Source organism: Moorena bouillonii PNG (assembly GCF_001942495.1).
Taxonomy (GTDB): Bacteria; Cyanobacteriota; Cyanobacteriia; order Cyanobacteriales; family Coleofasciculaceae; genus Moorena; species Moorena bouillonii.
Genome location: NZ_MKZS01000001.1, coordinates 1,035,723 through 1,046,351, shown reverse-complemented (window position 1 = coordinate 1,046,351; position 10,629 = coordinate 1,035,723). Strand labels below are relative to the sequence as shown.

The 10,629-nt window shown below is 42.3% G+C and carries 14 protein-coding genes and 1 pseudogene; 11 read left to right on the top strand and 4 right to left on the bottom strand.

The features are described from left to right. The first annotated feature begins 103 nt into the window (after positions 1–103). From truB to dcm, 6 genes are all read left to right on the top strand, one after another. A complete protein-coding gene (truB, locus tag BJP37_RS04285) occupies positions 104–1,012 on the top strand; it encodes a tRNA pseudouridine(55) synthase TruB (protein WP_075896750.1) in 909 nt (302 codons plus the stop codon). A 294-nt stretch (positions 1,013–1,306) separates the two neighbouring features. Next, on the top strand, positions 1,307–1,432 hold the full coding sequence (locus tag BJP37_RS43240) for a hypothetical protein (RefSeq protein WP_269086941.1): 126 nt from the start codon (positions 1,307–1,309) through the stop codon (positions 1,430–1,432). Positions 1,433–1,434: 2 nt separating this feature from the next. Further along, on the top strand, positions 1,435–1,797 hold the full coding sequence (locus tag BJP37_RS04280) for a MerR family transcriptional regulator (RefSeq protein WP_075896748.1): 363 nt from the start codon (positions 1,435–1,437) through the stop codon (positions 1,795–1,797). Positions 1,798–1,889: 92 nt separating this feature from the next. Further along, on the top strand, positions 1,890–2,015 hold the full coding sequence (locus BJP37_RS43235; protein WP_269086941.1) for a hypothetical protein: 126 nt from the start codon (positions 1,890–1,892) through the stop codon (positions 2,013–2,015). A 2-nt stretch (positions 2,016–2,017) separates the two neighbouring features. Beyond that, positions 2,018–2,386, top strand: coding sequence for a MerR family transcriptional regulator (locus BJP37_RS04275; protein WP_075896746.1), 369 nt, complete (start codon positions 2,018–2,020; stop codon positions 2,384–2,386). A 303-nt stretch (positions 2,387–2,689) separates the two neighbouring features. Further along, on the top strand, positions 2,690–4,192 hold the full coding sequence (dcm, locus tag BJP37_RS42150; RefSeq protein WP_081431066.1) for a DNA (cytosine-5-)-methyltransferase: 1,503 nt from the start codon (positions 2,690–2,692) through the stop codon (positions 4,190–4,192). A 208-nt stretch (positions 4,193–4,400) separates the two neighbouring features. On the opposite strand, the gene BJP37_RS40730 is transcribed toward dcm, so the two are convergent. Next, positions 4,401–4,595: a hypothetical protein gene (locus BJP37_RS40730; RefSeq protein WP_198954359.1), complete on the bottom strand. Its 195-nt coding sequence runs from the start codon at positions 4,593–4,595 to the stop codon at positions 4,401–4,403. Between the two features lie 34 nt (positions 4,596–4,629). Between BJP37_RS40730 and BJP37_RS04255 the strand changes: the two genes are divergently transcribed. From BJP37_RS04255 to BJP37_RS42140, 4 genes and pseudogenes are all read left to right on the top strand, one after another. Continuing rightward, positions 4,630–5,022, top strand: a complete 393-nt coding sequence (locus tag BJP37_RS04255; RefSeq protein WP_330359405.1) for a DUF1499 domain-containing protein — start codon at positions 4,630–4,632, stop codon at positions 5,020–5,022. 584 nt (positions 5,023–5,606) lie between these two features. After that, positions 5,607–6,035, top strand: a complete 429-nt coding sequence (locus BJP37_RS04250; RefSeq protein ID WP_143727461.1) for a hypothetical protein — start codon at positions 5,607–5,609, stop codon at positions 6,033–6,035. A 388-nt stretch (positions 6,036–6,423) separates the two neighbouring features. Beyond that, positions 6,424–6,714, top strand: a complete 291-nt coding sequence (locus BJP37_RS44215; protein ID WP_158069409.1) for a hypothetical protein — start codon at positions 6,424–6,426, stop codon at positions 6,712–6,714. Positions 6,715–7,305: 591 nt separating this feature from the next. Next, a pseudogene (locus tag BJP37_RS42140) lies at positions 7,306–7,440 on the top strand (DNA-binding protein); the annotation flags it as partial. A 221-nt stretch (positions 7,441–7,661) separates the two neighbouring features. On the opposite strand, the gene BJP37_RS04240 reads toward BJP37_RS42140, so the two are convergent. Genes BJP37_RS04240 through BJP37_RS04230 form a run of 3 tightly spaced genes read right to left on the bottom strand, consistent with a single transcriptional unit; the run spans position 7,662 to position 9,105 of the window. Beyond that, entirely contained in the window at positions 7,662–7,991 is a 330-nt protein-coding gene (locus BJP37_RS04240) for a cupin domain-containing protein (RefSeq protein WP_075896738.1), read from the bottom strand. A 1-nt stretch (position 7,992) separates the two neighbouring features. Next, on the bottom strand, positions 7,993–8,649 hold the full coding sequence (locus BJP37_RS04235) for a hypothetical protein (RefSeq protein WP_075896736.1): 657 nt from the start codon (positions 8,647–8,649) through the stop codon (positions 7,993–7,995). 36 nt (positions 8,650–8,685) lie between these two features. Continuing rightward, positions 8,686–9,105 (bottom strand): Gfo/Idh/MocA family oxidoreductase, encoded by a 420-nt coding sequence (locus BJP37_RS04230; RefSeq protein WP_075896734.1) that lies wholly within the window; start codon positions 9,103–9,105, stop codon positions 8,686–8,688. Between the two features lie 832 nt (positions 9,106–9,937). Between BJP37_RS04230 and BJP37_RS04225 the strand changes: the two genes are divergently transcribed. Next, entirely contained in the window at positions 9,938–10,243 is a 306-nt protein-coding gene (locus BJP37_RS04225) for a hypothetical protein (RefSeq protein WP_075896732.1), read from the top strand. The last annotated feature ends 386 nt before the right edge of the window (positions 10,244–10,629 follow it).

The following is a 10,629-nucleotide window of genomic DNA, read 5'->3' as shown; positions in this document are numbered from 1 at the left end:
ATTCCCGATTCCCGATTCCCGATTCCCGATTCCCGATTCCCGATTCCCGATTCCCGATTCCCGATTCCCGATTCCCTACCTTTACAGATAAATTTTAAACTTGGTGCAAGGATTTCTAAACTTAAACAAACCAGCAGGTTGGACATCCCACGATTGCGTTGCTAAAGTGCGGCGTCTGCTACGGCTGAAGCGAGTAGGCCATGGAGGGACCCTTGACCCAGCTGCTACGGGGGTTTTACCGATAGCTCTGGGTAAGGCAACCCGACTGTTGCAGTATATGCAGCAGGATAAAGCTTACAAGGCTACGGTGAGACTGGGAGTGAGAACAACTACTGATGATTTGGAAGGAGAGGTGATTGCTACTCAGTCTGCAGCCGGGTTGACTCTGGAGTTGGTCAAGGGTTTCTTGAAACAGTTTGAAGGCACGATTCAGCAAGTGCCACCAATGTATAGCGCTATTCATATCAAGGGTAAACGGCTCTATGATTTAGCCAGAGCTGGTGAAGTGGTAGAGGTACCAGAACGAACGGTAGAGGTTGAGACGATCGAGGTTTTGGATTGGCGTGGGGGAGAATTTCCGGAAATTGATTTAGCGATCGCATGCGGTCCTGGCACCTATATTCGCTCCATAGCCCGGGATTTAGGAGATGCCCTCGAAACCGGTGGTGTGCTGGCCGCTCTGACTCGTACTCGCAGCAGTGGCTTTGATTTAGCCGATAGTATAACTTTGGAAGAATTGACCCAACAGCTCGAACAAACCCTATTCCAGCCAGTGTCCCCTAGTGCAGCTTTGGGGCACTTACCCTCTGTAACCTTGTCCCCGGATCAAGCCCGTCGCTGGTGTTTAGGACAGCGTATCTCTGGGGATGATACTCTAGTTAAAGTCTCTACCCTTGAAACCTCCACAAGTCCTCTGCAAGTCTACCACGAAGATGGCAGTTTTTTGGGTATTGGTAAAGTTATTTCCTCAACCTCTGGGGTTTTGCTGGCACCCCAAATGGTTTTTGTTTGATGCTATAGCAAAGGGAACAGAGAACAGGGAACAGGGAGTAGGGAGCAGGGAGCACACAGTAGAGAACAGGAAACAAAAATTATCACAATTGATTTATGATACCTATAGTTGATTGAATTGAACAGGACTTATCTAAGCTGAGTTAGACATAACAAACTATTCTAATATTGACAATATTAAAGTCAGTAATATTGAGTTATAATTGAGGTTATAATAAACAAAAATTAAATTATTTTTTAAGCCACAAACTAACTAAAAATCATTATTTATAGCAATCCTAAATCAATTGAGATAATGTTTGTTCCCTGTTCCCTACTCCCTGCTCCCTGCTCCCTGTTCCCTGTTCCCTATTCCCTACTCCCGATTCCCGATTCCCGATTCCCTACTCCCTACTCCCTACTCCCTACTCCCTTCAAATAAAAATGGCAAACACTAAATCGGCCACTGGTCAAGACCTAGTCACGGTTCAGGAAGCTGCTGAAATCTTAGGTGTTTCCTCCGATACCATACGCCGGTGGGAAAAGAAAAAGCTGCTCAGGGCAAAGCGGTCTGAACGAAACTACCGCTTTTTTGACATTGAAGAGTTAAAACGAATTCAACGTAAGTATCAAGGGCTAGCTACTGGGGTTGAGTTTCGTGTTCTAAAGAGCAAACCAACTAAGTTCAGAGTAATTGAGTTGTTTGCTGGGTGTGGAGGCATGGCACTGGGCTTTGAGAACGCTGGCTTAACCACCAAGCTGTTAGTGGAGATTGATAAAGACTGTGTAAACACTCTGAANTTATAATTGAGTTTATAATAAACAAAAATTAAATTATTTTTTAAGCCACAAACTAACTAAAAATCATTATTTATAGCAATCCTAAATCAATTGAGATAATGTTTGTTCCCTGTTCCCTACTCCCTGCTCCCTGCTCCCTGTTCCCTGTTCCCTATTCCCTACTCCCGATTCCCGATTCCCGATTCCCTACTCCCTACTCCCTACTCCCTACTCCCTTCAAATAAAAATGGCAAACACTAAATCGGCCACTGGTCAAGACCTAGTCACGGTTCAGGAAGCTGCTGAAATCTTAGGTGTTTCCTCCGATACCATACGCCGGTGGGAAAAGAAAAAGCTGCTCAGGGCAAAGCGGTCTGAACGAAACTACCGCTTTTTTGACATTGAAGAGTTAAAACGAATTCAACGTAAGTATCAAGGGCTAGCTACTGGGGTTGAGTTTCGTGTTCTAAAGAGCAAACCAACTAAGTTCAGAGTAATTGAGTTGTTTGCTGGGTGTGGAGGCATGGCACTGGGCTTTGAGAACGCTGGCTTAACCACCAAGCTGTTAGTGGAGATTGATAAAGACNGGGAGCAGGGAGTAGGGAGTAGGGAGTAGGGAGTAGGGAGTAGGGAGTAGGAGTAATAAATTTGACTGTATCTTATAGGTCTTATCAACACTATATTTTATAGTTCAACACTCAAAAATTAGCACTGATAACTGAGCACTGAGCACTCAAAAATTATCTAGCGTTTCCTAGTAAGCGTGAGGTACATCTAAATTTTATTCCCTGTTCCCTGTTCCCTGTTCCCTGCTCCCTGCTCCCGATTCCCGATTCCCGATTCCCGATTCCCGATTCCCGATTCCCGATTCCCGATTCCCTACTCCCTACTCCCTACTCCCTACTCCCTTCAAATAAAAATGGCAAACACTAAATCGGCCACTGGTCAAGACCTAGTCACGGTTCAGGAAGCTGCTGAAATCTTAGGTGTTTCCTCCGATACCATACGCCGGTGGGAAAAGAAAAAGCTGCTCAGGGCAAAGCGGTCTGAACGAAACTACCGCTTTTTTGACATTGAAGAGTTAAAACGAATTCAACGTAAGTATCAAGGGCTAGCTACTGGGGTTGAGTTTCGTGTTCTAAAGAGCAAACCAACTAAGTTCAGAGTAATTGAGTTGTTTGCTGGGTGTGGAGGCATGGCACTGGGCTTTGAGAACGCTGGCTTAACCACCAAGCTGTTAGTGGAGATTGATAAAGACTGTGTAAACACTCTGAAGCTGAATAGACCTTCCTGGAAAATCATACCTGAGGATATAGCCAACGTTGATTTTACTAGACTTCTTTCAGAAGTCGGGAACAGGGAACAGGGAACAGGGAACAGTGGACAAGAATTGACGGAAACAGTATCAGAAAACGGCGTTGCTGATTCTGGGTATGATTCCGCCCCCCTAGCCCCCCAATTCTGGGGGGAACAAAACTCTGAAAGTCCCCCAAAGTTGGGGGATTTAGGGGGCTTGACCAAAACCAGACGATCGCCCATTCATACTTCAATTCAGCAACGTCCAGAAAACTACTACTTTGGGAAATACAAAGACAAATACAAAGACAACGTAGAAATTGTAGCTGGTGGCGTGCCCTGCCAAGCTTTCAGCTATGCCGGTCTGGGTAAAGGTTTTGACGATACTAGAGGGACGCTCTTTTTTGAGTTTGCACGGTGTGTCAAAGAAGTACAGCCGAAAATAGCACTGGTTGAAAACGTTAGGGGTCTGATCCACCATGACCAAGGCAGAACCTTATCCACCATGCTGCGAACCTTAGAGGATTTAGGCTACAACCCTACCTATAAATTGCTCAGAGCACAGTTTCTAGATGTCGCCCAAAAGCGGGAGAGGGTAATTATCATTGCGGTTAGAAAAGACTTAGACCTAAACGCAATATTTCCTAAGGAAAAGGACTACACTATTTCTCTGAGGGAAGTGCTCAACGATTGCCCTAAATCAATAGGAGCACAATATCCTACCCGCAAGAGAGAAATTATGGAATTAATCCCACCAGGAGGTTATTGGCGGAACTTACCAATAGAGCTTCAAAAAGAGTATATGAAAAAGAGTTTCTATCTCGGTGGCGGCAAAACCGGTATGGCTAGGCGGCTTTCTTGGGAAGAACCTTCCCTTACTCTCACCTGTAACCCAGCTCAAAAACAGACCGAGCGGTGTCATCCTGAAGAAACACGACCGTTGACAGTCAGGGAATATGCACGTATTCAGAGCTTCCCCGATGATTGGGAATTTACAGGTTCTCTATCATCGAGGTACAGGCAAATCGGTAATGCGGTCCCTGTTAATTTGGCTTACCACATTGGACGATGTCTGATTGCGATGTTGCAAGGGGAATTCGACCCAGAAACGATGCAGACCTGTTGAACTTTGGGTTCTGCCCTTACTAACCTCAATTTTTTTGATAATTAAGCAAAGGGAGCAGGGAGCAGGGAGCAGGGAACTTCAGAGCAAAAATTATCACAATTCAATTAAGATCGCTATTAGTCAACCAAACATGGTATTAATAATACAGACACACTAATACACTATAGTGTGTGTTTGTATTTGAGATGTAAACCTGTATGGTCTTGTTTTATTGTGCAATAAAACTCCAGACCTCTTTTCCATCTTGTCTCTTGCCTTTTGCCTTTTGCCTTTTGCCTTTTGCCTTTTTCAGTTTACAACCCAGATACAAACGCTGTATGACTGTACAAAGCCAAAAACTATCACCGTTGAGACTAATACTAATAGTATTAATATCGTTAGTATTAGTCGCTATTTTTGCCATAGGAGCTACCTTTGCCCTTTCAGGAGAATCGTTGATGAAATTTCCAGGAAAACAACCTACCAATATTGGGATTCAGTCCTCAGGGCAATTAGCACCTTGCCCAAATACACCTAACTGTGTCAGCAGTTATAGCCAAGATGCCGAGCATGGTATTGAACCTTTAGCTTACAACTCAACCCCTACCGAAGCAATGGCTAAGCTTAAAATTGTGATTGAAAACCTAGAACGAACACAAGTTATTGAAGAGAAAGACAACTATCTCTACGCACAATTCACTACTCCTTTAATGGGATTTGTGGATGATGTAGAGTTTTTGTTGGATGACAGTGCTAAGGTAATCCATGTTCGCTCCGCCTCCCGTTTAGGAAAATCTGATTTGGGAGTTAATCGGAAACGGGTGGAAATAATTCGAGCGAAATTGAGCTAATTTGTAAGCTATCAGCCGTCAGCTGTCAGCCGTCAGCCGTCAGCCGTCAGCCGTCAGCTTATTTTATTCAAAAGCTGTTCGCGCAGCGTGCGCGTAGCGCTAATCGCTGTTCGCTGATAACTGTTCGCGCAGCGTGCGCGTAGCGCTAATCGCTGTTCGCTGATAACTGAAAGCTGAACGCGCACGCGTGCGCGTAGCGCTAATCGCTGTTCGCTGATACCTGATGGCTTAATGCTTAAGTTTCACCTACTTGGGCAACAGTTATACTGCTAAGATTAATCATTCCTAATTTTTTTTGTAATGGTTAATGATTCACTTTAATTATTACTTATTACTATCCCGTTGCTGGGCAGTGCCTAGCAACGGGATTGACTTGCTTATGTTATCTGTTTCAAGCACTGCCCACCCTACATAAACTATTTAAAATAACTAAATTTTCAAGTTTAGTTAACTAATAGTTAATTTATTATTAGCTTGACATACTCTCTAGGCTTTGATAGTTTGGTTCTGGCGGTTAATTATCTAACCAGTGCTGGCATCTGATACTCCGAAAACTATTTCTGGATATATCCCAAAATATAGTTTTGGGTGAAGCCGAATTGGTAATAATTACTGTTAGGTACCCCATTAAAAAAATGGAGAAAATTATCATGAAAAAGTTTGCATATCTTGTGGTTTCGTTGTTGTTGGTATGTTTTACCTTGCTTGGTGCTGCATCCCCAGCCAATGCTGGATATCAGGCACGATTTTCTGACTCTGGAACTACAGGACCACGTGTTGAATTCGGTGTAACTGAAAATGCTACAAAGTACATGATTATAGGAGCATACGGCAATATCAATAATATCGATACTAAGAATCGCCCTCTGAAAATATACTCTACTTCAAAGAATCCAATTACCATTCAGATCACTGAACTTCCTGATGCTTCTACTGCTCCTGCTGGTGCAGATTTAGAAAGTATTGTAATCGACAAGAATACTGGCAAGTTGTACATCACATCGTTTAATTAGCACTAGGCCTTAGGCACTAGGCATTAGTGGAATTTTGATTCCCTAGGGTAGGCTATTGCTTACCGTTTGAATCTGAACCCACATTCTTCATTTCCTGAGGAATGTGGGATATATTTTTTTGGTAGATTAACTACTAATTGATGGATATAGCAATTCTACGACTTGTGAGGTACAAATTTCTGGTTTTTAGGGAGCAGGGACTGAGGCCGTGGGCCACGCGGGGCGCGTTCGGAGCAGGGAGCAGGAAGCCGGTAATAGGTAATAGGTAATAGGTAATAGGTAATAGGTAATAGGTAATAGGTAAAAAATAATGTGTACCTAATAGCTAAGAGAAACGCTATAGTTCCATGTTTTACGATGTGATGATCAACACAATTGCTATAGGTTAATGAGGAGAAGACATTCCTACTCCCTACTCCCTACTCCCTACTCCCTACTCCCTACTCCCTACTCCCTACTCCCTACTCCCTACTCCCTACTCCCTACTCCCTACTCCCTACTCCCTACTCCCTGCTCCCTAAAACCTAGAACTTTGGACTTCACTAAATATAAAAATGCGATCAGGTACAACACATTCACAACAATTAGTAAGCTTTTACCTATCCAAGACTCAATCATAGGGAAACTAACAATTGTTGCTACTAACACCAACAATTTTTCCACTGTGGATACGGTATGACCATGATGCTTGGGGTCCCAGTAAGAGAAAGGACTAATAAAACGATAGTTACTAACGGGAAAAAAGTGCCGGTGAGCATCATCGTTGTGAACTGGTAAATCTAATAAGGAGTGCAGGATCATACTTAAACATAGAATTTCCCAAAGTTGCCATCCCCAGTAATGGCTGATGATTACTCCACACAAGGCTAGGGGAAGAGAATGAAAGGTAGCAACAAGGTTTTGCCAAAAGGGCAATTCGTAGGTTTTTGACCAAATTTGGTACTCAGATTGACGACGAATTAATTTTGCCCAGATGTAAAGAATAAAAATTGGTAAATCGGGTAAGATAGCACCAATTGTAATGGGTAAAGCTGCCTGAGGTTGAGTCTGGTGATTCAAAACAGCAAGGTTAATAATGGCGTGACTAGGAGTATTCAAGGGTTAGTTTGTTGATGAATTTGGTTGAGCGATATTGCTTATAATTTTAAGGCAATAGGCATGCTAGCAATAGGCATGCTAGCAATAGGCATGCTAGCAATAGGCAAGAGGCAAGAGGCAAAATTAAAGAGGGTTTTAAGGGATGCAGGGCTATAGGTTATAATAATCAACCAATGAAGTTGAAATTCTTGGTTCGTGTAAGATTGTGTATCAGCCGGATAATCCACTGCATTGTGGGGCTCGTTTGTGGATTGAAACCTTCAGTGATATTCAATTTATTGGTGGTAGTTTTCCGGCTAGTAGTTGAGGGGGGGGGAAGCAGGGTAAACGCATCTAATTGGCTGATTCCTATATATAGTGTTTTTAAAATTAACTAAACACTATATGTGAAAAAATAAATGTCAATAAGTGCAATAAGCTCTGGTTTATTGAGAACTACCCCCGGTTACCCAACAAGATGCGTTTACCCTGTTCTTATCCCGAACTCAGGTTATATTAGCGATCGCAAAGGAGCCACACTCATCGGCACTATTCGTTCACTATATGAAAGTCTCCTATGGCAGGAGGCACTTCAATTACCAGAAGTTCCAAGGGAGATTTACCTTCAATGGCTTGGTGCTTAACTCCTGGTTCGATTTTAATTAGGTCGCCTTTTTTTATCGGCTGTATATCGTCATCAAGGGAGATATGTCCTGAGCCATCAAGTACATAATAATACTCTGTGATTTTTTTGTGATAATGCTTTTGGGGCTTATCTACACAAAGATGTTTAATTGTAGCCGGTTCTTGAGATATGAGTATTTTAATCGTGCCACAGTGTGCTCTTTTTTGAGGAATGCTATCACTAGAAACTATCATTCTATATAGACCTCCGTTCTAATTTAAACCGATCATTGTTGTATTGTTTTTTTTTATACCATAAATTGAAAAAAATCACAATGTCCATCGCTACTATTGCCGAACAAGGATTATCTCGTTTTTCCTGAAAATATTCTATAGCCTTTTTCAAAGATTTACTCATTGTATCATCAAAAATAGGGGAGATAATTGTTTTGATAATACCATTTTTTAAAACTACTACACGCCCTTCTCTTCGGTTGTGACCAAGAATAGGCTCGTAGAATCCAGCTACGGTTATACCTTTGCTATGATCTTCTACAGCCAATACACGGTAGCGGGTATGGGGATCTTCAGGAGCTTTACAAAAGTGCTGGTGAGAGTATCCTGGAAAAAAGTATTTTATATTTCCCTCCATAGAAGTATATAGCACAACGTCGGCTTTATTCACCGCCCTATAGTGTTTTTCTACCATCGCCTGCTTGGGCAGATACTGCTTTTTGCCGTTGAGATCAATACATAGATCGGCATAAAACATATTCCCAATTTTTTCGGGTAGATATTCGTCTCCCAGAGCCATAACATTGGTCACTATATGTGAACCTTCATATCCAAAAGCATAAAAATGATTATCCAAAAAACGACCATTAATAAAGTCATTAATTCTATTCTTTGTCATTTCAGATATAACTCGATTTGGGGTAATATCCAGAAATTAAATTACTTGTTTAATCTTCTCTGTTACCGATGATGATAGATAATTTTCGTTGACAACCAGCTTTCCAGAAAATCTATTAAGCAAATCAATCAAGGTTTTGATTTCGCCAGATTCACAAATCGGTTTTTCGACAATTATGTTGGCGCTATTGTCAATTTCTACAATAGTTTTAATTGTTTCAACGTGATATTTGGTTGGGCAACAAATATCCCAAAAAAAAGGCTTTAGTTCTGCCGCTTGGTCAAAACAACATACCTTTATTCCTCTTTTTGCTGCCTCTTTTTGTTTAACCGGATCGGGATCAATAATCCCCACAGTCTCTATCTCAAGATCGCGGAATATTTTTTCATGTAAGCTGGCTACATGCCCATCACCTACACGGACACAACTAAGTTTTTCAAACATTTGTAAAGTCATGTAGTCTACTTTTTAGATAAGAGCTGATTTGTCAACAAAAAATCCCAAAAAAAAATTAATATGAGCCATTTTTTCTGGCGTTTACCCTGTCGTTTATAAAGTAATTATTAAGAATCATCAATATGACCTAACCCAAGTCTGATGATGGCGGTATAAATCAGCGCTTCACTGACTTCTGGTAGCAATTCATACTCTGATGTTCGGATATTTCCTGGATTGCCCGTAAGGGAATTCCCGCGTTGCTTAGTTCGATGAGTTCTGTCCTGGGGAAACTGTCGATGCTGACTCCTTATATGCCCACCCGCTTACATTCTTTTCTGAGGATCCTGCTGGCGGCATCTGAGGTAATTTACCCTTTACCGTGTCTTCCTCGGAATAGGTAGTCCGATCATTTAGGGGGTAAGTTTCTCGAACATTTGTCAAGTAATGTACAATTTTATTATTTTTTTTCCAATGTATAATTTTATTATTTTTTTTCAATGGAATTATACATTACTCTCAATCAATCTGTCAATAGGCTGAGGGGGTCACCTCTTTAAATAGTACAAATGAACCACTTGCCAAGCAGTAGGCATAGATCACAGAAAAGGGCCTGCAAACAATAGATAGCTTGAACTTTGGTTTCAATTCTTGCCCACGCCCAAAGCGAGCGTGTACACCCTACTCGGATTGATGCCGAGTGCCTACCAACGGCATAGCTAAAGAGCGTTATTAGGATTGTTTTTAGAAGCTATAGGACATCCACTGCCAGAGTATTGTCAAGGTCATTTCAGCTAGGGCTTGCGGTTGGTACGACGATTGCCTAAAACTTTAACTGATCGGTTTGCTGGTGATGGTATTAGCAGATACCGCCTTCTGTAGTGTAGAATTTTGGCGAGGCATCCGCAAGCTCAGAGATCACCCTGTAGTTGGAGTCCGCCGTGACCGTAAACTGGTTGATGGACGCCAACTATCTAGTCTGTACAAGGGAGGGCAACAAGTTCGGCTTGAAGGCAAACCTTTTGTTGTTTCCATTTCTTGGTTCTATCTCAAACGTGACGGCAAATTGAACAAGGGTTTTGTCCTCTCTACATTACCTATGAAAGCCAGCACTATCAACTGGTGGGGCAAGGGCAGGTGGCCTATTGAGGGCTGGTAAAAGAGCTGGTAAGCACCGTTAAGCGACTGCATCCCTAGCTTGCGCAAACCAAACGCCAGGATGTACCGTTGGCTGATTTTATCAATGGTAGCCTACCTGTTGGCACACTGGGCTTATCTTTCTACTGATTCGACCACCTTGCCCGATTGGGGGCAAGTAGCTGAAAAAGCTCTCCACTCTATCCTCCCTCAGCTTGTTGTCTGCATACTATTAACTGATATCCTCCGATTGCAACCTCTGCTCCTTGCACAGGTAATTGATATCAACATTTCTTGGTGCAAGATGTGAGTTAGTAAACTTTTAGGTGCGACCCGTGGCGAATTTAATTCTTACAGGACTTACGCACTTACGCTATATATAGCGTGTAAAGTCGAGGAAAAACAAAA

Bases quoted from the DNA above. Each gene is read 5' to 3' on its own strand.
- dcm (WP_081431066.1), top strand. From the start codon at position 2,690: ATGGCAAACACTAAATCGGCCACTGGTCAAGACCTAGTCACGGTTCAG.
- BJP37_RS04240 (WP_075896738.1), bottom strand. From the start codon at position 7,991: ATGATAGTTTCTAGTGATAGCATTCCTCAAAAAAGAGCACACTGTGGC.
- BJP37_RS43240 (WP_269086941.1), top strand. From the start codon at position 1,307: ATGTTTGTTCCCTGTTCCCTACTCCCTGCTCCCTGCTCCCTGTTCCCT.
- BJP37_RS44215 (WP_158069409.1), top strand. From the start codon at position 6,424: ATGAGGAGAAGACATTCCTACTCCCTACTCCCTACTCCCTACTCCCTA.
- BJP37_RS43235 (WP_269086941.1), top strand. From the start codon at position 1,890: ATGTTTGTTCCCTGTTCCCTACTCCCTGCTCCCTGCTCCCTGTTCCCT.
- BJP37_RS04235 (WP_075896736.1), bottom strand. From the start codon at position 8,649: ATGACAAAGAATAGAATTAATGACTTTATTAATGGTCGTTTTTTGGAT.
- BJP37_RS04225 (WP_075896732.1), top strand. From the start codon at position 9,938: ATGGTATTAGCAGATACCGCCTTCTGTAGTGTAGAATTTTGGCGAGGC.
- BJP37_RS40730 (WP_198954359.1), bottom strand. From the start codon at position 4,595: ATGGCAAAAATAGCGACTAATACTAACGATATTAATACTATTAGTATT.
- BJP37_RS04230 (WP_075896734.1), bottom strand. From the start codon at position 9,105: ATGACTTTACAAATGTTTGAAAAACTTAGTTGTGTCCGTGTAGGTGAT.
- BJP37_RS04255 (WP_330359405.1), top strand. From the start codon at position 4,630: ATGAAATTTCCAGGAAAACAACCTACCAATATTGGGATTCAGTCCTCA.